This window comes from Nocardia sp. BSTN01, from assembly GCF_015354405.1.
Classification (GTDB): domain Bacteria; phylum Actinomycetota; class Actinomycetes; order Mycobacteriales; family Mycobacteriaceae; genus Nocardia.
Map to the genome: position 1 here is coordinate 57414 of NZ_JADKYP010000034.1, position 21636 is coordinate 79049.

The 21636-nt window shown below is 68.3% G+C and carries 22 protein-coding genes; 7 read left to right on the forward strand and 15 right to left on the reverse strand.

Features of this window, described 5'->3' with window-relative positions:
* Positions 1-124: 124 nt before the first annotated feature.
* The 3 genes from IRT45_RS24175 to IRT45_RS24185 form a co-directional block, all read right to left on the reverse strand.
* Positions 125-2410, reverse strand: a complete 2286-nt coding sequence (locus IRT45_RS24175) for a polyribonucleotide nucleotidyltransferase (protein WP_194808178.1) — start codon at positions 2408-2410, stop codon at positions 125-127.
* Positions 2411-2814: 404 nt separating this feature from the next.
* Entirely contained in the window at positions 2815-3084 is a 270-nt protein-coding gene (rpsO, locus tag IRT45_RS24180) for a 30S ribosomal protein S15 (protein WP_036503331.1), read from the reverse strand.
* A gap of 172 nt (positions 3085-3256) precedes the next feature.
* On the reverse strand, positions 3257-4240 hold the full coding sequence (locus tag IRT45_RS24185) for a bifunctional riboflavin kinase/FAD synthetase (RefSeq protein ID WP_194808179.1): 984 nt from the start codon (positions 4238-4240) through the stop codon (positions 3257-3259).
* 309 nt (positions 4241-4549) lie between these two features.
* Here IRT45_RS24185 and IRT45_RS24190 point away from each other — a divergent pair, with 309 nt between their 5' ends.
* The gene (locus IRT45_RS24190) at positions 4550-5212 is read left to right on the forward strand and encodes a metal-dependent transcriptional regulator (protein ID WP_051042822.1); all 663 of its coding nucleotides are present in this window, start codon (positions 4550-4552) and stop codon (positions 5210-5212) included.
* 85 nt (positions 5213-5297) lie between these two features.
* On the opposite strand, the gene IRT45_RS24195 is transcribed toward IRT45_RS24190, so the two are convergent.
* Both IRT45_RS24195 and IRT45_RS24200 read right to left on the reverse strand, forming a co-directional pair.
* The gene (locus IRT45_RS24195; RefSeq protein ID WP_228534920.1) at positions 5298-6359 is read right to left on the reverse strand and encodes a tartrate dehydrogenase; all 1062 of its coding nucleotides are present in this window, start codon (positions 6357-6359) and stop codon (positions 5298-5300) included.
* The gene (locus IRT45_RS24200) at positions 6359-7834 is read right to left on the reverse strand and encodes an NAD-dependent succinate-semialdehyde dehydrogenase (RefSeq protein WP_194808181.1); all 1476 of its coding nucleotides are present in this window, start codon (positions 7832-7834) and stop codon (positions 6359-6361) included. The genes IRT45_RS24195 and IRT45_RS24200 overlap by 1 nt, the downstream gene beginning before the upstream one ends.
* Before the next feature lie 149 nt (positions 7835-7983).
* Between IRT45_RS24200 and IRT45_RS24205 the strand changes: the two genes are divergently transcribed.
* Both IRT45_RS24205 and IRT45_RS24210 read left to right on the forward strand, forming a co-directional pair.
* A complete protein-coding gene (locus IRT45_RS24205; RefSeq protein WP_194808182.1) occupies positions 7984-9225 on the forward strand; it encodes an aspartate aminotransferase family protein in 1242 nt (413 codons plus the stop codon).
* A 36-nt stretch (positions 9226-9261) separates the two neighbouring features.
* On the forward strand, positions 9262-9762 hold the full coding sequence (locus IRT45_RS24210) for a DUF3830 family protein (RefSeq protein WP_194808183.1): 501 nt from the start codon (positions 9262-9264) through the stop codon (positions 9760-9762).
* 42 nt (positions 9763-9804) lie between these two features.
* Here IRT45_RS24210 and IRT45_RS24215 read toward each other — a convergent pair whose 3' ends face one another.
* Both IRT45_RS24215 and IRT45_RS24220 read right to left on the reverse strand, forming a co-directional pair.
* On the reverse strand, positions 9805-11196 hold the full coding sequence (locus tag IRT45_RS24215; protein WP_228534886.1) for an amidase: 1392 nt from the start codon (positions 11194-11196) through the stop codon (positions 9805-9807).
* Positions 11197-11207: 11 nt separating this feature from the next.
* The gene (locus tag IRT45_RS24220; protein WP_194808184.1) at positions 11208-12173 is read right to left on the reverse strand and encodes a D-2-hydroxyacid dehydrogenase; all 966 of its coding nucleotides are present in this window, start codon (positions 12171-12173) and stop codon (positions 11208-11210) included.
* A gap of 85 nt (positions 12174-12258) precedes the next feature.
* Here IRT45_RS24220 and IRT45_RS24225 point away from each other — a divergent pair, with 85 nt between their 5' ends.
* The 3 genes from IRT45_RS24225 to IRT45_RS24235 are packed head-to-tail and all read left to right on the forward strand — an operon-like array spanning position 12259 to position 14412.
* On the forward strand, positions 12259-12999 hold the full coding sequence (locus IRT45_RS24225; RefSeq protein WP_039779557.1) for an Asp/Glu/hydantoin racemase: 741 nt from the start codon (positions 12259-12261) through the stop codon (positions 12997-12999).
* Positions 13000-13016: 17 nt separating this feature from the next.
* On the forward strand, positions 13017-13754 hold the full coding sequence (locus IRT45_RS24230) for a maleate cis-trans isomerase (RefSeq protein ID WP_309241132.1): 738 nt from the start codon (positions 13017-13019) through the stop codon (positions 13752-13754).
* The gene (locus IRT45_RS24235; protein WP_194808186.1) at positions 13741-14412 is read left to right on the forward strand and encodes a GntR family transcriptional regulator; all 672 of its coding nucleotides are present in this window, start codon (positions 13741-13743) and stop codon (positions 14410-14412) included. Before IRT45_RS24230 ends, IRT45_RS24235 begins: the two co-directional genes overlap by 14 nt.
* Positions 14413-14420: 8 nt before the next feature.
* Here the strand turns inward: IRT45_RS24235 and truB are convergent, their stop codons facing one another.
* Both truB and npt read right to left on the reverse strand, forming a co-directional pair.
* Positions 14421-15344 (reverse strand): tRNA pseudouridine(55) synthase TruB, encoded by a 924-nt coding sequence (gene truB / locus IRT45_RS24240; RefSeq protein ID WP_194808187.1) that lies wholly within the window; start codon positions 15342-15344, stop codon positions 14421-14423.
* Positions 15344-15982, reverse strand: a complete 639-nt coding sequence (gene npt / locus IRT45_RS24245; protein ID WP_375540147.1) for a 4'-phosphopantetheinyl transferase Npt — start codon at positions 15980-15982, stop codon at positions 15344-15346. Before npt ends, truB begins: the two co-directional genes overlap by 1 nt.
* Positions 15983-16141: 159 nt before the next feature.
* On the opposite strand from npt, the gene IRT45_RS24250 reads away from it, so the two are divergent.
* Positions 16142-16372 (forward strand): DUF6374 family protein, encoded by a 231-nt coding sequence (locus tag IRT45_RS24250; RefSeq protein ID WP_194808188.1) that lies wholly within the window; start codon positions 16142-16144, stop codon positions 16370-16372.
* Positions 16373-16435: 63 nt separating this feature from the next.
* On the opposite strand, the gene IRT45_RS24255 is transcribed toward IRT45_RS24250, so the two are convergent.
* The 6 genes from IRT45_RS24255 to IRT45_RS24280 form a co-directional block, all read right to left on the reverse strand.
* Positions 16436-17395, reverse strand: coding sequence for a metallophosphoesterase (locus IRT45_RS24255; protein WP_086007265.1), 960 nt, complete (start codon positions 17393-17395; stop codon positions 16436-16438).
* Between the two features lie 147 nt (positions 17396-17542).
* Positions 17543-18892 (reverse strand): MATE family efflux transporter, encoded by a 1350-nt coding sequence (locus IRT45_RS24260; RefSeq protein ID WP_309241130.1) that lies wholly within the window; start codon positions 18890-18892, stop codon positions 17543-17545.
* 111 nt (positions 18893-19003) lie between these two features.
* On the reverse strand, positions 19004-20020 hold the full coding sequence (locus IRT45_RS24265; RefSeq protein WP_194808190.1) for a bifunctional oligoribonuclease/PAP phosphatase NrnA: 1017 nt from the start codon (positions 20018-20020) through the stop codon (positions 19004-19006).
* 86 nt (positions 20021-20106) lie between these two features.
* Positions 20107-20550, reverse strand: coding sequence for a 30S ribosome-binding factor RbfA (rbfA, locus tag IRT45_RS24270; RefSeq protein ID WP_030513162.1), 444 nt, complete (start codon positions 20548-20550; stop codon positions 20107-20109).
* A 23-nt stretch (positions 20551-20573) separates the two neighbouring features.
* Positions 20574-20864 carry a DUF503 domain-containing protein gene (locus IRT45_RS24275; protein WP_194808191.1) on the reverse strand — a complete coding sequence of 97 codons (291 nt, stop codon included), beginning with the start codon at positions 20862-20864 and terminating at the stop codon, positions 20574-20576.
* A 100-nt stretch (positions 20865-20964) separates the two neighbouring features.
* Positions 20965-21636 (reverse strand): translation initiation factor IF-2 (locus tag IRT45_RS24280; protein ID WP_255535595.1); only part of this gene is annotated, 672 nt, incomplete at its 5' end.

Here is a 21636-nt window from a genome sequence, read left to right on the forward strand (position 1 = left end):
CGGAGTCCTCGCGCGCGAGGCTTGCTTCGTCTTCGGCGCGCGAGCTGTGCTGCCCGGCGCGCGCGTCGAAACCGAGGGCTTCGCGGCGCGCGCCGAGGACTTCTTCTTCGTCACATCCAACTATTTACTCGGCCGCGGCCTCGGCTGCAGCCGGAGCCTCGTCGGCGGCCGGAGCAGCGGTCTCCGCGCTGTCCTCCTCCGACACCGGGACCAGCGAGATCTTGCCGCGGTTGTCGATATCGGCGATCTCGACGCGGATCTTGTCGCCGACGTTCACCACGTCCTCGACCTTGCCCACCCGCTTGCCGTTGCCCAGCTTCGAGATGTGCACCAGACCGTCGCGGCCCGGCAGCAGCGAGACGAACGCGCCGAAGGCGGTGGTCTTGACGACCGTGCCCAGGAAGCGCTCGCCGACCTTCGGCAGCTGCGGGTTGGCGATGGCGTTGATCGCGTCGATCGCGGCCTGCGCCGACGGGCCGTCGGTCGCGCCGACGAACACGGTGCCGTCGTCCTCGATGGAGATGTTGGCGCCGGTGTCCTCGGTGATCTGGTTGATGACCTTGCCCTTGGGCCCGATCACCTCGCCGATCTTGTCGACCGGGATCTTGATCGCGGTGACGCGCGGCGCGTAGGGGCTCATCTCGTCCGGGGTGGCGATGGCCTCGGCCATCACGTCCAGGATGGTCAGGCGCGCGTCGCGAGCCTGGTTCAGCGCACCCGCCAGCACCTTCGACGGAATGCCGTCGAGCTTGGTGTCCAGCTGCAGCGCGGTGACGAAGTCACGGGTACCGGCGACCTTGAAGTCCATATCACCGAAGGCGTCCTCGGCGCCGAGGATGTCGGTCAGCGCGACGTAGCGGGTCTCCGACTCACCGTTGTCGCCGGCGACCTCGTCGGACACCAGACCCATGGCGATACCGGCGACCGGCGACTTCAGCGGCACACCCGCGTTCAGCAGCGACAGCGTCGAGGCACACACCGAACCCATCGAGGTGGATCCGTTGGAGCCCAGCGCTTCCGACACCTGACGGATGGCGTAGGGGAACTCCTCCTGGCTCGGCAGCACCGGCACCAGCGCCCGCTCGGCGAGCGCGCCGTGGCCGATCTCGCGCCGCTTGGGCGAGCCGACGCGGCCGGTCTCACCGGTGGAGAACGGCGGGAAGTTGTAGTGGTGCATGTAGCGCTTGCTGGTCTCCGGACCGAGCGAATCGACCTGCTGGGCCATCTTCACCATGTCGAGGGTGGTGACGCCCAGGATCTGGGTCTCACCGCGCTCGAACAGCGCCGAACCGTGCGCCCGCGGCACCACGGCGACCTCGGCGGACAGCGCCCGGATGTCGGCCAGGCCACGCCCGTCGATACGGAAGCCGTCGGACAGGATGCGCTGGCGCACAAGCTTCTTGGTGACCGAGCGGAACGCCGCGCCGATCTCCTTCTCGCGGCCCTCGAAGTCCTCGGCCAGCGCCGAGAGCACCTCGAGCTTGATCTCGTCGATGCGCTCCTCGCGCTCCTGCTTGCCGGCGATCGACAGCGCCTCGCCCAGCGGGTTCTTCGCGGTGCCCTCGACCGCGGTGTAGACGTCGGCCTCGTACGGCGGGAAGAGCGGGAACTCCTCGGTGGGCTTGGAGGCCAGCGCCGCCAGGTCCGCCTGCGCCTTGCACAGTCGCGCGATGAACGGCTTGGCCGCCTCGAGGCCTTCGGCCACAACGGTTTCCGTCGGCGCCTGAGCACCGCCCTCGACCAGTGCGATGACCTTCTCGGTCGCCTCGGCCTCGACCATCATGATCGCGACATCGCCGGATTCGACGACGCGGCCGGCGACGACCATGTCGAACACGGCCTCTTCGAGCTGCTCGACGGTCGGGAACGCGACCCACTGGCCCTGGATCAGGGCCACCCGCACACCGCCGACCGGACCCGAGAACGGCAGTCCCGCAATCTGAGTCGAGGCCGAGGCCGCGTTGATGGCGACCACGTCGTAGAGATCGTTGGGATCCAGGCTCATCACCGTGACCACGACCTGGATCTCGTTGCGCAGGCCGTCGACGAACGACGGGCGCAGCGGACGGTCGATCAGGCGGCAGGTCAGGATCGCGTCGGTGGAGGGGCGGCCCTCGCGACGGAAGAACGAGCCGGGGATGCGGCCCGCGGCGTACATGCGCTCCTCGACGTCGACCGTCAGCGGGAAGAAGTCGAACTGGTCCTTGGGGTGCTTACCGGCCGTGGTGGCCGACAGCAGCATGGTCTCGTCGTCCAGGTAGGCGACGACGGAGCCGGCGGCCTGCTTCGCCAGACGCCCGGTCTCGAACCGGACGGTGCGGGTGCCGTAGCTCCCGTTGTCGATCAGGGCCACCGATTCGAACACACCGGGTTCGACCTCGATGGCGGAGCTCGTCTGGGATTCGGTCATATTTCTGTCTCAACCTCTCGTCTCGCCGGATCGAACGCCCTCGCGGCGCGATCCGGCTGGGTGTCCCTGCGCTGTTACGCCCTGCCCGAAGGCAGCGGCTTCCCTGCACAGGGGCAGCCGTACCCGGGTTCGGGCGCGCGACAGCCCTCCTGGCTGTGGCGCGACACCCGGCCGATCCCCCATGGAACCGGCGACGCGGAGGCGGTCATCGATCGAAGCCCGCCGGCAACTCTCGCCGAAAGGCCACTACCGAAGACCGACGCCACGCGTGCGGGTGCATACGGCTGGTGCGGTGCCGATATACGACTAGCCGACGGGGAGATTCTATGCCTCCCCATCGGCTGCGCGTTAACTACCTGTGATTGTCAGCGCGTCTGTCTCGCGTCCGTGCGGGCGCGAACAGATCAACGCCGCAGCCCGAGCCGCTCGATCAGCGAACGGTAGCGCTCGATGTCCTTGTCCTGCAGGTACTTCGACAGCCGCCGACGGCGACCGATCAGACCCAGCAGGCCGTGGCGGGTGTGGTGATCGTGCTTGTGCACCTTCAGGTGCTCGGTCAGGTCGGAGATCCGCTTGGACAGCAGCGCGATCTGGGCCTCCGGCGAACCGGTGTCCTTCTCGTGCAGGCCGTACTCCTTGAGGATGGCCGACTTCTGCTCGGTGGTCAGAGCCACGAAACACTCCTTGATTCTCAGTCCGCGCTCGAGGAAACCGGGAAATCCCGGGCGGGCGCCACCGCGGACCGCAGCAGACCCGACGAGCCAGCCTACCGGATCGGCGCGGCCGGACCGAATCGGGCCGACCCGGACCTCGATCCGGCCGGCCCGCCCTGTGCAGCGGATTCGCTCAGCGCTGGGCTTCGCCCGCCTCGGCGGCGGCGAGCACCTGCCGCGTCTGCTCGACGTCTTCGCCCATCGCGCGGACCAGATCGTCGATCGAGTCGAAGCGGCGCATACCGCGCAGATGCTGGACGAAATCCACCGCGACATGCTGGCCGTACAGATCCGCCTCGGTGTCCAGGACGAAGGCCTCGACGGTACGGGTTCGGCCGGAGAAGGTCGGATTGGTACCCACCGAGATCGCGGCCATGGCCCGCTTGCCCGGACGCGTCACGCCGACCGTCTCACCGGCGGCCAGCACGGTGAACCACCCCGCGTACACACCGTCGGCCGGGATCGCCGCATGCATCGGCGGAGCCACGTTGGCGGTCGGGAAACCGAGTTCGCGACCGCGACCGTCGCCGTGGACCACGACACCCTCGACCCGGTGCGGACGGCCGAGCGCGTCGGCGGCCGCGGCCATGTCACCGGCGTCGACACAGGCGCGGATGTAGGTGGAGGAGAAGGTGACCGCGTGTTCGCCGATCAGCCTCACGCCGTCGACCTCGAAACCGAACCGGCCGCCCAGCTCGCGCATCGTCTCCACGGTCCCGGCCGCCTTCTTGCCGAAAGTGAAGTTGTCGCCCACCACGACCTCGGCGACATGCAGCTTCTCGACCAGCAGGTCGTGCACGTAGCGGCCCGGGGTGAGTTTCATGAAGTCCTGGGTGAACGGCATCACCAGGAACACATCGATACCGAGTTCCTCGACCAGTTCCGCGCGCCGGGTCAGCGTGGTGAGCTGCGCCGGATGCGATCCGGGACGCACCACTTCCATCGGATGCGGGTCGAAGGTCATGAGAACCGAGGGAACACCGCGCACCGCAGCGGATTTCACCGCACGGCTGATCAATTGGGCGTGACCGCGGTGCACACCGTCGAACACGCCGATGGTGAGCACACACCGGCCCCAGTCCGGTGGCATTTCCTCGAGACTTCGCCATCTCTGCACACACCGAAGCCTACGCAAGCACGGTCACGAACCGGGATTCGGCGGGGCGGTTGTTCACCCGACCGTCACCCACCCGCACCGGCCCGCGTGGTTACGCAGGCTGCCTTCTCCGGCCGCGTCGCTCCGGCTGACCTGATCGGCGAGGTGCGCGGCGGCCTCCGCGGTTACGCAGGCTGCCTTCTCCGGCCGCGTCGCTCCCCCCGCTAAGCTCGATACGTGCCCGGAAAACGTGATGTCGCCACCCGGCGTGAGCTGGCAGATTCCGCTGCGTCACAACCCGATGGGGGCGCGGCCGGGCGCGCGGCGAATGTGGCTCCCTCCCTGTCGTCGGTCGCTCAGGATTATCTGAAGGTGATCTGGAGCGCGCAGGAGTGGTCGCAGGAGAAGGTGTCGACCAAATTGCTGGCCGAGCGGATCGGGGTGTCGGCGTCGACGGTGTCGGAGGCGGTGCGCAAACTCGCCGATCAGGGCCTGGTCGAACACGCCCGCTACGGCGCCATCACCCTGACCGACAACGGCCGCCGGGCCGCCGTCGCCATGGTGCGCCGTCACCGGCTGATCGAAACGTTCCTGGTCAGCGAGCTCGGCTACGGCTGGGACGAGGTGCACGACGAGGCCGAGGTGCTCGAGCACGCGGTGTCGGAGACGCTGGTCGAACGCATCGACGCCAAACTCGGCCATCCGGACCGCGATCCGCACGGCGACCCGATTCCCTCCGTCGACGGCGCGGTCCCCACCCCGCCCGCCCACCAGCTCAGCGACTTCCAGGCCGGACAATCCGGCCGGGTGGCGCGCATCTCCGATTTCGATCCCGCCATGCTGCGGTATTTCGATTCGGTCGGCATCGCATTGGACACCGTGATCACCGTGGTGGAGCGACGCGATTTCGCCGGCACCATCGCCGTGCGGATCGGCGAGCAGACCATCGACCTGGGAAGCCCTGCGGCAGAAGCGATCTGGCTGACATCCTGACCGGCCACCGAAACGCACCGGCCATCGACACTCGCCGGACACCGCAGCGCCCCAGGACGGGATCTCCCCTTGCGTATCGCCGCCCCTAGGGCGTGACGAGCGCCGCGGCCCGCTCCGCGATCGCGGTGCCGAGGTCGGCCGTCGTCGCCGTACCACCCAGATCCGGTGTGCGGGCCTTGCCCGCGGCCAGCACATCGCAGACCGCGCGGTCGACGGCCGCGGCCGCCGCGGATTCGCCCAGGTGATCGAGCATCATCGCGCCGGCGAGGATCTGCGCCACCGGATCGGCGATACCCATCCCCGCGATATCGGGCGCGCTGCCGTGCACCGCCTCGAACATCGAGGGCGCGTCGCGTTCGGGGTTGATGTTTCCCGACGGGGCGAGCCCGAGCCCTCCGGTCACGGCGGCGGCGAGGTCGGAGAGGATGTCGCCGAACAGATTCGAACCGACGATCACGTCGAGCCGATCCGGATGCAGCACGATCTCGGCCGCCAGCGCGTCGACGTGCATCTGCCGCGTCTCGACGTCGGGATATTCGGCGGCGATCCGCTCGAACACGCTGTCCCAGTACGGCATCGAATGAATAAGCCCGTTGGATTTGGTGGCCGAACACAATCTGCGGTCGCGGCGGCGTGCCTGTTCGAACGCGTACCGGATGATGCGTTCACATCCGGTACGGGTGAATATCGATTCCTGAACCACGAATTCGTCGGGCCGCCCCGGGTTGTGCATTCCGCCGATCGCGGAATACTCGCCCTCGGAATTCTCCCGCACGATGAGAATGTCGAGATCGTCCGCGCCGCGCCCGCGCAACGCGGATTCGGTGCCGGGCAGCAGCCGGACCGGGCGCAGATTCACGTACTGCCCGAAGGCGCGGCGCAGCGGGATCAGCAGGCCCCACAGCGAAATATGGTCGGCGACACCGGGAAATCCCACGGCGCCGAGCAGAATCGCGTCGAAGTCGGCCAACTGCTGCGGACCGTCGTCGGGCATCATGGCGCCGGTGCGCAGATATTGCTCACAGGACCAGTCGAATTCGGTCCAGGCGATACCGGGCAGCACCGCGTCGAGAACCTTGACCGCCTCGGCCGTGACGTCCACGCCGATACCGTCGCCGGGGATGGTGGCAATGCGATACATCGGCATCACAGTGCCACACCGATGTATTTGGTCTCCAGGAATTCGTCGATACCGCCGAAGCCTCCCTCGCGTCCGAGACCCGATTCTTTCACCCCGCCGAACGGCGCCGCGGGATTGGACACCACGCCCTGATTGAGTCCGACCATTCCGGTGTCGAGCGCCTCGCTCACCCGCAATCCGCGCCGCAGATTCTCCGTGAACACGTACGCCACCAGTCCGTACGGGGTGTCGTCGGCGCGTTCGATCACCTCGTCCTCAGTGTCGAAGACGGCCAAACCCGCTACGGGACCGAAGATTTCGGTGCCGAACATCGCGGCGTCGTCCGGGACGCCGGCCAGCACCGTAGGCGGATAGAAGTATCCGGGTCCCTCGGCAGCGGTTCCACCGAGCAGTACGGTGGCGCCGCGCCGACGCGCGTCGGCGACCAGTTCCGACACCTTCGCCACCGCGGCGGCGTCGATCAGCGGTCCGACCACCACGCCCGGGTCGGCGCCGCGTCCCATCGGCAGCGCCGCCATCTTCTCGGTGAAGCGGCGGGTGAACTCCTCGGCGATGCCGCGCTGCAGATAGATCCGGTTCGCCGCGGTGCAGGCCTGACCGATGTTGCGCATCTTCGCCGCGAGCGCCCCTTCGACCGCGGTGTCGAGATCGGCGTCGTCGAACACGATCAGGGGTGCGTTGCCGCCCAGTTCCATCGAGGTGCGCATGACCGACTTCGCGCACTGTTCCAGCAGGATCTTGCCGACCGCGGTCGATCCGGTGAACGACAGCTTGCGCGAGCGGGAGTCGGCGATCATCGCGCCGGTCACCGCCGCCGGATCGGAGGTCGTCACGACATTGACCACCCCGTCGGGAACGCCTGCGGCGGATAGTATTTCGGCGATCGCGAGAGTGCACAGCGGCGTCTGCTCGGCGGGTTTGACCACACATGCGCAGCCCGCGGCCAGCGCCGGGCCGATCTTGCGGGTCGCCATCGCCATCGGGAAATTCCACGGGGTGATCAGGATGCTCGGCCCCACCGGCCGGCGCGCCACCACGAAGCGGGACCCGCCGGCCGGCGCCGGCATGTATCCACCATCCAGCCGCACCGCCTCCTCGGCGAACCAGCGGAAGAACTCCGCCGCGTACGCGACCTCGCCGCGCGCCTCGGCCAGCGGCTTGCCCATCTCGGCGGTGGCGATGCGGGCGAGCCGCTCGGTGTCGTCGAGCAGCGCCCGATGGGCGCGCATCAGAATCTCGGACCGGGTTCGTGCGGGCACATCCGCCCAGGCGGCCTGCGCCCCAGCGGCGGCGGCCAGCGCGGCGACGCCGTCCTCGGGCGCGGCGTCGGCGACCGCGGTCAGCGTCTGCCCGGTGGCCGGATCCTCGACCGGCAGCCGCGCGGCGGTCTCGCGCCATCGGCCGCCGATGAACAGGCCGGTCGGCACGCTGTCGATCGCGGCGATCGTAGCCTCGTCCGATTTCGTCACGGTGTGCGTCATCGCTCGCCCCTCAGCTCGGAACAGCATCTCGGATCAGCGCTGTCATTGCCGTCACCATCGCGGTCATGTTATACACATTGTCAACAATCCGACAATAAGAATCCGGCCGACGCATGCCGGATTTCCCCGTCGCCGGGAGGCGGATCACCATGACTGCACTTTCCCCCGTTCTCCGGCAGGCCACGCCGGTCACCGTCGACCACGGCGAGGGCTGCTACCTGTACGGCACCGACGGGCGCCGGTACCTCGACTTCACCGCCGGGATCGGCGTCACCAGCACCGGCCACTGTCATCCGCGGGTGGTGGAGGCCGCGCGCGAACAGATCGGCAGCCTCATCCACGGCCAGTACACGACGGTCATGCACCGGCCGCTGCTCCGACTGACCGAACGACTCGCCGATGTGCTTCCCGCGCATCTGGATTCGGTGTTCTTCGCCAATTCCGGAAGCGAAGCGGTGGAGGCGGCGCTGCGGCTGGCCCGGCAGGCCACCGGCCGGCCGAACGTGGTGGTCTTCCACGGCGGCTTCCACGGCCGCACGGTCGCCGCCGCGACCATGACCACCTCCGGAACCCGGTTCTCGGCCGGCTTCAGCCCGCTGATGGGTGGCGTACATGTGGCGCCGTTCCCCACCGCCTACCGCTACGGCTGGTCGGAGGAGGAAGCCACCGACTTCGCCCTGCGCGAGCTCGACTACCTCCTCACCACACTCACCGCCCCGGCCGAGACGGCCGCCTTCATCGTCGAGCCGGTGCTCGGCGAGGGCGGCTACATCCCGGGCAACACCCGGTTCTTCCAGGGCCTGCGCGAACGCGCCGATCGGCACGGCATCCTGCTGATCTTCGACGAGATCCAGACCGGTTTCGGGCGCACCGGAAAGTTCTTCGGACATCAGCATTTCGACGTGCGGGCCGATGTCATCACCATCGCCAAGGGATTGGCGAGCGGATTTCCGCTGTCCGGAATCGCCGCGCCGCAGGAACTGATGGCCAAAGCCTGGCCCGGGTCCCAGGGCGGCACCTACGGCGGCAACGCCGTGGCGTGCGCGGCCGCGGTCGCCACGATCGACGTCATCGAATCGGAAGGGCTCGTGGACAACGCCGCCGCCCGCGGCACGCAACTGCTGGCCGGAGCGCGGGCCGCGGCCACCAAGGCGATCGGTGATGTGCGCGGCCTGGGACTGCTCGTCGGAAGCGAATTCACCACGGCCACAGGTGACCCCGACACCGCGACGGCTGCGGCCGCGCAGCAGCTGGCGGCGCAGCGTGGCCTGCTCCTGCTGACCTGCGGCGCCTACAGCAATGTCGTGCGGATGATCCCGCCGCTGATCGTGACTTCCGAACAGGTCGACGAGGCACTGGCGCTCTGGAACGGAGTGCTCGACGAACTGTAGCGCCACACCGGCATCCGATCGGAACAGGAGATCCCGATGGCCCGATACCTCACCATCACCCTCACCAAGGCCGGCGTGCGCTGCCGGGCGCGACTGCTGGACGACCAGGCACCCCGCACCTGCGCGGCGGTCTGGGACGCCCTGCCCCAGGAGGGCGACGCGTTCCACGCCAAGTACGCGCGCAACGAGGTGTACACCCTGGTGCCGCGCATCACTGCGGCCCCGCATCGCGAAAATCCCACGGTCACACCGATTCCCGGCGACGTCTGCCTCTTCGATTTCGAACCGTGGGAGATCGGCAATCCGGCCTACGGCTACGAACCCGGTTCGGCCGCGCACGCCGAGCAGGGCGCCACCGACCTGGCCCTGTTCTACGACCGCAACAACCTGCTGATCAACGGCGATATGGGCTGGGTGCCCGGGAACGTGTTCGCGACCATCGAAGAGGGCCTGCCCGAACTGGCCGCGGCATGCAACGCCCTGTGGCTACGCGGGGTGGAGGGCGAAACCCTGTCCTTCGCGCGAATTTCGGAGTGAACGCGCGAACGGCCCGGGCCTCGAGCCCGGGCCGTTCGTGTGTCAGCCCAATACCACTTCGGCGAAGCGGGCCAGGGCCAGGACGAAATCGTCGGAGTGGCGCGGCCCGACGATCTGCAATCCCACCGGCATTCCCGCCGCGGTCGTGCCCGCCGGAATGCTGATCGCCGGTTGCTGGGTGAGGTTGAACGGATACGTGAAAGGCGTCCACTGCGGCCAGCTGTCCATCGAACTGCCCGGCGGCACATCGTATCCGGCCTCGAAGGCGGTGATCGGCATCGTCGGTGTGATCAGCACGTCGTAGACGGTGTGGAAGGCGCCCATGGCGATTCCGATCTCGGCGGCCACCGCGCGGGCGTTCAGATAATCGACCGCGCCGAGCGCCAGACCGCGATCCCACATGGCTCCCAGTCCGGGATCGACGCGGTCGCGCGTACCCGGCGGGAAGGTCGACAGCAGGGTTGCCGCACCGGCCGCCCACATCCGTTCGAACGCCTCGCGCGGATCGGGGAAACCCGGATCCGCCTCCACCACCCGCAGGCCGGCCTCGTCCAGCTTCCGCACGGCCGCCGCGACGACCGCCGCGATCTCCGGATCCACTTGGGCGAAGCCGAGATTCGCCGAATAGCCGACCGTCGCTCCGCGCACCTCGCGCTGGAGTTCACCCCGGAAGGTCGTCAGCGGCGGTGCGCCCGCGGTCGGATCCCGCGGATCCGGCAGCGACAGGATGTCCATCAACAACGCCACATCTTCCACCGTTCGGGCGATGGGCCCGGCATGTGCCAGCGGTCCGAACGGACTGGCCGGATACAGCGGAATGCGTCCGTGGGTGGGCTTGAAACCCACGACACCGCAGAACGACGCGGGAATCCGCACACTGCCGCCGCCGTCGGTGCCGATCGACACCGGCCCCATCCCGGCCGCGACCGCCACCGCCGAACCGCCGGAGGAACCGCCGGACGTCAGAGCGGGATCCACCGGATTGCGGGTGATACCGGTGAGCGCGCTGTCGGTCGTCGCCTTCCAGGCGAGCTCGGGCGTGGTGGTCTTGCCCAGGAAGACCAGCCCGTCCTCGCGCAGCCGCGCGGTCGCGGGGCTGTCGACCGGCCACGGCGCATCCGGCCGGATGGAGGTCGAGCCGCGCAGGGTGGGCCATCCCTGGGTGAGGAAGACGTCCTTGATCGAGATCGGCACGCCGTCGAGCAGTCCCTGCGCATGTCCGTTGTGCCAGCGGATTTCGGATTCCTTGGCCTGGATCAACGCTCGCTCGGAGTCGACCAGGCAGTAGGCGTTGAGGGCGTCGTCGCGCGCGGCGATCGCGTCCAGCGCCGCCTGCGTGGCCTCGACGGGAGACAACGCCCCGGCCGAATAGGCGGAGGCCAACTCGGCCGCGGTCATCGCCGCGGGGTCGGTCCCGGTTCCGGGGTGGGCCATCGTGACTCCCTTCAGCTGGGCACGTAACCCAGCTTCTTGTCGACCACATTCTGTAAGGGCTGACCGGTGATCCAGCGCTGGAAGTTGTCGGTGAACGCGGCGACGATCTCCGGCCGCCAGCCGATGAAGTCACCGCTGTTGTGCGGGGTGACAACCACATTCGGCAGATCCCACAGCGGATGACCGGCCGGCAGCGGTTCCGGATCGACCACGTCCAGCGCCGCACCGGCGAGCGCGCCACCGCGCAGCGCGGCGACCAGATCGTCGGTGACGACCGATTCCCCCCGGCCCACATTGATGAAACGCGCATGCGGTTTCATCGCCGCGAACGCGCGCGCGTCGAACAGATGCCGGGTCTGCGGCGTCAGCGGCGCCACGCAGATCACGTAGTCGGCGCCGGGTAGTTCGGCGTGCAGATCGGTGGCGACGGTCCCGAAGTCGGGATCGCCGGTGCGGGCGGTGCGGCCCAGCCCGCGAACCCGCATACCGGCGGCCCGCAGCAGGCGGGCGATGGCGCGCCCGATGGAGCCGGTGCCGACCACCAGCGCCGCGGCTCCGGCGACGCGCTCGGATTCGCGATGGTGCCACCGGTGGCGCTGCTGCAGACGCAGGGATCCGGGCAGATCCTTGGCGAAGGCGAGGATCTGTGCCAGCACGTATTCCGCGATGGGCTGATCGAACAGGCCGCGCGTGTTGGTCACCAGCACATCGCTGTCGATCAGCGCGTCGAACATCACGGCATCGACGCCGGTGGCTCCGACATGAACCCAGCGCAACCGGTCGGCGCGATGCCAGGCGCCGGGCAGCGCGGTGCTCTGGAAGTCGTAGACGAACAACGCCTCGGCGCCGGGCAGCGCGTCCGCAAGTTCCGCATTGTCGGCGAAGCGAACGGTGGCCTGCTCCGAGACCGGACGCAGATATGCCGCGTCGGGCTCGACGCCGTCGTGCAAGACGGTGACAACTGGGCCCGCGTTCATATTGACAGGCTAAAAACCCATCGTATGCTTGTCAACAATCCGATTGTGTGCGGAGGTTCGTCGCCCGAACGCGAGAGGGGCCCTCGTGGAACTGAATTTTCCCGAGTTGGACGGACCTGTCGCGCAACGAGGTATCGGGATCATCGCGCCGTTCGACCTGGCACTGGAACGCGAACTGTGGCGGTGGGCACCGCTCGAGGTGAGCCTGCATCTCGCGCGCACGCCGTACGAACCGGTGCCGGTCTCTCTCGAAATGGCCGAATTGGTGTCCGACGCAGCGCATCTCACCGCCGCCACCCGCAACGTCCTGCACGTCGAGCCCGAGGTCATCGCCTATCTGTGCACTTCGGGCAGTTTCATCAAGGGACTGGCCTACGAGCGGTCGCTGCGCGACACCATCTGCCGGGCCGGCGCCCGGGACGCGATCACCACCTCCGGCGCGCTGATCGAGGCGGTGCGCAAACTGCAACTGTCCCGGCTGTCGGTCATCACGCCCTACGACGACATCCTCACCGGGAAACTGCACGAGTTCCTGCACGAGGCCGGCTGTGAGGTGCTGCGGTCGGACCACCTCGGACTGGGTGGCGGCATCTGGAAGGTCGGCTACCGCACCATCGCCGAACGCATCATGGCCGCCGACGATCCCGCCGCCCAGGCCATCTTCGTCAGCTGCACCAACCTCCCCACCTACGACCTGGTCGAACCGCTGGAACGACTTCTCGGCAAGCCGGTCCTGACCGCCAACCAACTGACCATGTGGGCCTGCCTGGGACGAATGAAACTGCCGATGATGGGCCCCGGCAAATGGCTGCAGAACGTTTTCTAGGAGGCGCTGTGCAACGGATACCGACCGTCGGCTTCATCTACCCCGACCACGCCGCCGAGGACGAATACCCCTGGGCCGCAGCACAACTCGGCGTGGATCTGCGAGTCGCACACATCTACGGCACCGATCTGCACGCGGTGCCGGAGCTGCTCGATCTCGGCAGTCCGGAGAAGTTGCGCGAAGGTGCGCGACTGCTCGCGCCCTGCACACCACGGGCCGTGATGTGGGCATGCACGTCGGGCAGTTTCGTCTACGGCCCGCAGGGGGCGCGCGATCAGGTGGACCGGCTCGCCCGCGACTGCGGAGTCCCCGCGTCGAGTACCAGTTTCGCGTTCGTGGACGCGGTGCGCGCGATCGGCGTCCGCGACGTCGCGGTATGCGCCAGCTATCCGGACGAGGTGGCCGCCCTGTTCGTGGACTTCCTCGCCGCGGCGGATATCCGGGTGGTCTCGATGTCGAGCGCGGGAATCGACACCGCCGCCGAAGTGGGCACCCTCACCCCGGAGCAGGTCTTGGCGCTGGCGGCGGCGAACGACCACCCCGACGCCGAGGCGTTGCTCGTTCCGGATACCGCGATGCATACGATACAACTGCTTCCGGAGCTGGAAACAGCGCTCGGCAAGCCGGTACTCACCGCGAACCAGGTCACCGTCTGGCAGGGTCTGCGACTGGCGGATCTACCCGCCGTGTCGCCGCCGTCCGGACCGAGGCTCGGAACGCTCTTCTCGGAAAGGCCGATTCATGTCGGTGATTGAGTTCGAACCCGTGAATCGGCAGTCCACGGCGGAAATGATCGCCGACCGGCTGCGCACGGCGATCATGCACGGCACGGTCGCGCCCGGTACCCAGCTGGTCGAGGCCGATCTGGCCACGCAATTCGACGTCTCCCGCGGGCCGGTGCGCGAGGCCATGCAGCGACTGGTCTCGGAGGGGCTGCTGCACAGTGTGCGCCACCGCGGCATCTTCGTCATCGAACTGAGTCTCGACGACGTCGTCGACATCTACCGGGCCCGCACCGCGATCGAGGGCGGCGCGCTGGATCTGATTTTGGACGGCCGCCGCGAGATCGCCTACACGGCACTGGATTCCAGTGTCGCCGACATGCGGGCCTGCGCCGCGCGGGGTGATGCCACCGGCGTCACCGAAGCCGACCACGCCTTCCACCAGGCCCTGGTGACCAGCGCCGACAGTCCGCGGCTGGTGCGCGCGGCACGGACCCTCCTGATCGAGACGCGCATGTGCCTGGGCGCGTTGCAGACCACCTATACCGACCTCGGCGAGCAGGTCCGTGAACACATCGCGCTCCGTGAGGCGATCGCCGCCGGCCCGCCGGAGTATGTTCGCGAATTGCTGGCCGGGCATATGCGCGATGCCGTCGAACGGCTCCGGGAGCAGGCCGGTGGCGAGGAGTAGCCGCCGCCTCAGTCGATGAGCCCGCGCGGGCGCACCACGAAGACCGGCGAGGAGCGCTTCCCCTTTTCTTCCAGCAGGGCGATGGTCCGGCCGTCGGCGGTCGTGGCCGCGTGCACACCGCGCACGCCGACCGGGTCCAGCCAGCGTCCGTCGCGCAGTGATTCGGCCTGGTCGGCGTCGATCTCCCGATGCGGGAAGGCAAGACGCACCGCGGCATCGACGTCGAGATTCAGGCTCGGATCGTCGGCGAGCTGATTCAGGGTGCGGGCGTGTTCGAGCGTGAACGGGCCGACCCGGGTGCGGCGCAAGGCGGTCAGATGTCCACCGACCCCCAGCGCGGTGCCCAGATCGCGGGCCAGCGCACGGATGTAGGTGCCCGAGGAACAGTCGACCTCGACATCCAGATCGACGAATGTCGTTGCACCGGTATCGATATCGTGACGACCCAGAATGTCGAACCGGGAGACCGTGACCGGCCGGGCGGCCAGTTCCACCTGCTCGCCGGCCCGGGCGCGCGCGTACGCCCGTTCACCGTTGACCTTGATCGCGCTGACCGTGGAGGGCACCTGCTCGATATCGCCGGTGAGCGCGGCGACGGCGGCGGCGATATCGGCGGCGGCGACATGGGCGGCGGGGATGGTGGCCAGCACCTCCCCCTCGGCATCGTCGGTGACGGTGGCCTGGCCGAGGCGAACGGTCGCCGTATAGGACTTGGTGGTGAGGCTCAGCAAGCCGAGCAGTTTGGTGGCGCGCTCGACGCCGAGCACCAGCACGCCGGTGGCCATCGGGTCGAGGGTGCCGGCGTGGCCGATCTTCCTGGTGCGCAGGATCTTCCGGCAGCGCGCGACCACATCGTGGCTGGTCTGGCCGCCGTCCTTGTCGATGATCAGCAGGCCGCCGAGCGGATCGACGACCGCCTCGCGTTCGGCCATCAGCCGGCCACGATCGCGGTCAGGATCAGCCCGTCGGTGATCGTCCAGCGCCCGTCGAACGCGGTCAGCGGCGCACCGCCGTCGACGGTCTGCCCGGGAACCAGCAACGCACTGCGGAAGGCGCCGGCGGTACCGGTGTCGTCGACGGTGAAGGTGATGTGGGCGTCCTCGAAACCGAGCCAGCGCTGTGTGAGCGGGAACCACGCCTTGTAGGTGGCCTCCTTCGCGCAGAACAGCAGCCGGTCCATATGCAGTCCGGTGGCGGGGATCGCGCCGCGCAGCCAATCTCGTTCGGCGGGCAGGCTCACCGAGTCCAGCACGCCCTCGGGCAGCGTGTCGTGCGGTTCGGCGTCGATGCCGACCGACCGCCAGCGCAGCCGATGCGCCAGCACCGCCGCCCGATAACCGTCGCAGTGCGTGAGGCTGCCGACCACCCCGCGCGGGAACAGCGGCATCCCGCGCTCGCCCTTACCGATCGCCACCGGCGGCTCGCCGAGCTGGGCCAGCGCCAGCCGCGCACAGTGCCGGGCGCCGATGAAATCGCGCCGCCGCTTCTCGACCGACTGCGCGATCAGATGTTCCTCACCGGGATGCGGTTTCAGATCCTCCGGATACCGCAACAGCTCCGCCGCGGCCACTCCCGCGGGCAGAATGCTGCCGATGACGCGCGCCTGTTCCTCGATGACCGCCTCCTGAGTCGACCTTGTCTGCGCTAACGAGCCTAGCTGGACTCCGCAGAGCCGCCCGTCGCAGCAGGGATATCGAAAGTATGTTCGAAGTGGAGTAGTCTCCCGCGCATGGAGCTCACCCCGCTGGAGTACGCACGCCTGAACCTGGAACAGGTACGAGCCCAACTCGTCGACGCGGCGGCCTTCGACAAGGCGCTGACCCCCAATCAGCTCGAGCGGGCCGCGTGGAAGATCCGCGAGGGCTTGCGCATCTACCGCGAGCACACCGAGTCGCCGCGGGCGGGCCGGCCCGGTAACGCATGCCTGGACTACCGCGGAGGACACCGGCGTCCGTGGTGACGCGCCGTCCCTCGCACCGCACGACGGCTCGTCACCACGGGTCGGCGCGCACGCCGCGCCGGCTCAGCGCACGCCGCGGCGGCGGTCGGCCAGACGGCGCATCTCCGCGGCGGCTTCCCGCATCTCCGGCGTGATCTTGAAGTGGCCACCCCATTCGTTGAGGTCGCCGGGACCGTATTCGGGGGCGGGCAAAATCTGGCGCAGCAGTTTGTCCGGGAGCCCGCGGCGCTGCCATTCACGCGGATAGCCGAGGGAGACCTCCTCGAACCGGACACCGTCGTAGAAGGTGGTGCGCGGAATGTGCAGATGGCCGTAGACCGAGCACACGACGTTGTAGCGGGTGTGCCAGTCGGCGGTGTCCTCGGTGCCGCACCACAGCGAGAATTCCGGATAGAACAGCATCCGGGTGGGCTCGCGCAGCATCGGGAAGTGATTGATCAGCACCACCGCGGTGTCGGGCTCCAGCGCGTCGAGCCGGCGCTTGCTGTACTGGACGCGGGCCCGGCACCAGGCGTCGCGCGTGAGATAGGGGTCGCTGGCCAGCAGGAATTCGTCGGTGGCGACCACATTGCGGTCCCGGGCGATGGTCAGGGCCTCGGCCTTGGTGTGCGCGCCCTCGGGCATCCACGAATAGTCGTAGAGGATGAACAGCGGCGCGATCGTCACCCGTCCGCCGTACTGTTCGGCGCCCGCGCCCTCCCAGACCGGGAATTCGTCCTCCGGGGTCACCACATCGAGGTCGCGGCACAGGGCGACCAGATAGTCGTAACGAGGTGCACCCTTGATCTGCACGGGATCCTTGGTGGTCGTCCACAATTCGTGATTGCCCGGAACCCAGATCACCTTGGCGAAGCGTTCGCGCAGGGTGCGCAACGCCCAGCGGATGTCGTCGGTCTTCTCCCCCACGTCGCCGGCGACGATCAGCCAGTCCTCCGGCGAATCCGCGCGAATCTGCTCGACCACCGGTTTGTTCCCCTGATGACCGACATGGATATCGCTCACCGCCATCAACTTAGGCATCACCGTTCCACCATCCCATGATCATCGTCGTGCGAGCACACCCGGCCCTCGCGTGCGGACATACCCGGCTGCGGATCCGCGCACACCGTCCGCAGCGCGCACGCCGGGTGCCGGTCACGCTCTCCGAATACGGCGCCGCGTGGGGTTCGGTCATACCGACCGCGGGATCTCGCTGCCGACTCGCGCCCACCGCCCCGACAGCGCCCGCCAGCTCACCGCGAGCAGCCGCAGCAGGATGAAGGCGCTCAGCCCGGACCAGATCCCGGCGATACCCCAGTCGAAGCTCAACGACAGCCAGATGGCGGGCAAGAATCCCAGCAGCGCCGCGGCCATCGTGGTGTTGCGCAGATACGAGGCGTCGCCCGCGCCCAGCAGCACACCGTCGAGTGCGAAGACCACTCCGGCCGCGGGAATGAGGGGCACGAAGAACCACCAGATCACATGCACCCGGTCCAGGACCGCCGGATCGTCGGTGAAAATCTGTGGGACTACGGCATATCCCGCGGCGAAGACCACCGCGAGCACCACCGCGAAAAGGGTGGACCACAGCGTGATCCGGCGGGCCAGCACGCGCGCGCCGGCCGCGTCACCGGAGCCGAGCGCCGCACCGGTGAGGGTCTGTGCCGCGATGGCCAGCGAATCCAGGGTCAGGGCAAGGAAATTCCACAGCTGCAGCACGAGCTGGTGGGCGGCCACCGAGGCGGCGCCGAACCGGGCGGCGACCGCTCCGGCGGAGACGAAACAGGCCTGGAACGCCAGACTCCGGACGATCAGATCCCGGCCGAGCACAAGCTGCGCGCGCATGACCCGCGGATGCGGGCGCAGTGGCACCCGCCGGCGCGCCAGCGCGGCCACGAACAATCCGCCCGAGACCATCTGCCCGGCCACATTGGCCACCGCCGAGCCGGCCAGTTCCATCCGGGGCGCGCCCAGCAGGCCGTGCACCAGCAGCGGGCAGAGCAGTGCCGAAACAAGAAGTCCCGCAATCACATACACCAGCGGCCGCCGCGTCTGCTGCACCCCGCGCAACCAGCCGTTACCGGCCATGGTCAGCAGGATCAACGGAACCCCGAACAGCGCGATCCGCAACCAGCGCAACGCCTCGTCCGCGATATCGTCGCCACCGGCGATCACATTCACGACCGGTCGCGCGAACACCTGCAGCACAACGACGATCGCCAGTCCGGCCGCCACGGCGAGCCAACTCGCCTGCACCCCTTCGGCAACCGCGCCGCGTTCGTCACCGGCGCCGTGACGGCGCGCGGACCGCGCGGTGGTCCCGTAACTCAGGAACGTCAACTGCGTGCTGACCTGGCCGAGGATCAAGCCACCCACGGCGAGCCCCGCGAGCGCCAGCGCTCCCAGCCGGCCCACCACCGCCATATCGAAGAGAAGGTAGATCGGTTCGGCGACAAGCACTCCCAGCGTGGGGATCGCGATGCCGAAAATGCGGCGCGGACCCGCATCGTGGCGCGCAGCGCCGGCAACGGCCGTGTTCACCGCCGTGACACCGTCTTCGGGATGTATCTCGACCATGCCGTCAGACCCGACCTCGGAGGCCGTGCCGAACGTCCACGGGAACCGCTGCCGGTTGCCCGCCGCGTCCCATGCTCAGCTCTCCCGGCCGGGGGCCAATTCCGCGAGCAGAGCCGCCACCACGTCTTCGGACGTCCCGTATGTCGTATAGCCGGCGGCGTAGCGGTGGCCACCGCCGCCCAGACCGGTCGCGACGCGGGCGACGTCGACGGCATCACCGGTGCCGACACCGCTGTCGCGCGAGCGCAGCGATACCGTCCAGCAGCCGGCATCGGTGCGGGATTGTTTGAATACCGCCGCCACATCCGCCTCGGCGGTGGTGCGGACGACGTCGATGACGCTTTCCACCTCCTCCGACCGCAATCCGTCGGAGTCGTCGCTGTGGACGAAGGCGTAGACGAGTCCGGCGCCACCCGCCGCGCGCGGTTCCAGTCGCGCCGATCCGAGCACCCGCGACAACATCGGCAACCAGCCGAAGGGATGGGTGTCCATCAGCGTGCGCGTGATTCCCGCCCCGTCGATTCCGGTGGCCAGCAACCGATCGGCTAGCAGATGCGTGCCCGGCCCGCCCCAGCGGAAACACCCCGTATCGGTGACCAAACCGGCGAACAGGCAGTGCGCGATGTCCCGGTCGATCTCCTCACCCCAGGCATCGAACAGCCGCGCCAGCACACTGGTGGTGGACTCCGCGGTCTCGTCGATCAGGTTCACATCGCCGAAGCGGGTGTTGGAGCGATGGTGGTCGATCACGACAGTGGTTGCGGCGCCGTCGATTCGGTCCGCGAGCGCGCCGAGGCGCCCGACACTGCCGCAGTCGACGGTGACCAGCACATCCACCTGCGCCGCGACCTGTTCGGCCGGCACCAGATACCGCACACCCGGCAGCGAGCGCATCGATGCCGGAAGTTCGGCCGGTTCGGCGAACGACACCTGCACCGGCACCCCGCGCCGATGCAGCACCTGCGCCAGTGCCAGTCCGCTGCCGACGGTGTCGGCGTCCGGCTGCACATGACACAGCACGGTCACCGATCGCGCGGCCGCCAAAACCTCGACGGCCGCGGCCGGATCCGCCGACGACGTCACAGCTGTCATCTCCAAGCTCGATTCTCCGGCGACGGACCCGGGACACCGCCTCGCGAGCCCGGCCCGTCCACCGCGTCGACCGCCGTGGCGGTCAGTCAGTCTTCCTCGTCGGGGTCGGGTTTGTAGGGATCGGCGTCGCCGGCGTGGGTGGCATTGGCCGCGACCTGTGCCACCTTCTCGTCGGCCGCGCGGGCCTTCGCCAGCAGCTGTTCCATCTCGCGCGCCGCATCCGGCACGGTGTCGAGGACGAAACTCAGCGACGGCGTGAACTTGATCCCGGTGGCCGCGCCCACCTTGGAGCGCAGTACCCCCTTGGCCTTCTCCAGTCCGGCCGCGGCGCCCGCGAAATCCGGTTCGGCGGCGAGGGTTTCACCCATCACCGTGTAATAGACGGTCGCCTCCCGCAGGTCACCGGTCACCTTGGCATCGGTGACGGTGACGAAACGCAGCCGCGGATCCTTGATCTCGTATTCGATCGCCGTCCCGACGATCGAGACGATCCGCTTCGCGAGTCGGCGTGCCCTGGCCTGATCCACCATGGCGGGCCCTCCTCACTTGTCATTCAGTCTTCGGGTCCGAAGATGCGGCGGCGTACTGCCAGCAACTGTAACTCCGGACGGGCCGCCACGTGGCGTTCACACTTGTCCAGCACCGCTGTGAGATGTCCCATCTCGGAGCTGACCAGCGCGACACCCAACTGTGAGCGGCGGTATTGATCGTGACCCCCGCCCTCGACCGCGCTGACGCCGAAGCGCTGCAGTTCGGCCAGTATCGGGCGGATCACCGACCGCTTCTCCTTCAACGAGTGCACATCGCCGAGCAGGATGTCGAACTCCAACGCACCGACGAACAACGGCTCACCTCTTCACATGTCGCGACGGGCGCCCGGCGAAACGAACGTCACGTTCGGTCGATGTCTGCACCGAACGTGACGTTCGTTCACTGTGGACGACTCAGTCGCGCGGCTTCTCCCGAAGCTCGTAGGCCTCGATGATGTCGCCTTCCTTGATGTCGTTGTAGCCCAACGTCATACCGCATTCGAAGCCCTCACGGACCTCGGTGGCGTCGTCCTTCTCGCGACGCAGCGACTGGATCGTCGTATCGGCGATCACCACGCTGTCGCGCAGCAGGCGGGCCTTAGCGTTGCGCTTGACCGTCCCGGAGGTGATCATGCAGCCGGCGATGTTGCCGAACTTCGAGGAGCGGAACACCGCGCGGATCTCGGCGCGACCCAGTTCGGCCTCTTCGTAGATCGGCTTGAGCATGCCCTTGAGGGCCTTCTCGATCTCGTCGATGGCCTGGTAGATCACCGAGTAGTAGCGGATGTCCACACCCTCGCGGTTGGCGAGTTCGGTGGCCTTGCCCTCGGCCCGGACGTTGAACCCGATGATGATCGCGTTCGACGCCGAGGCCAGGTTGACGTTGGTCTCGGTGACACCACCGACACCGCGGTCGATGACCCGCAACCGGACCTCGTCGCTGATCTCGATGCCGAGCAGCGCCTCTTCCAGGGCCTCGACCGTACCGGAGTTGTCGCCCTTGAGGATCAGGTTGAGCTCCGAGGTCTCCTTCAGAGCGGCATCCAGATCTTCCAGGCTGATCCGCTTGCGGCTGCGCGCGGCCAG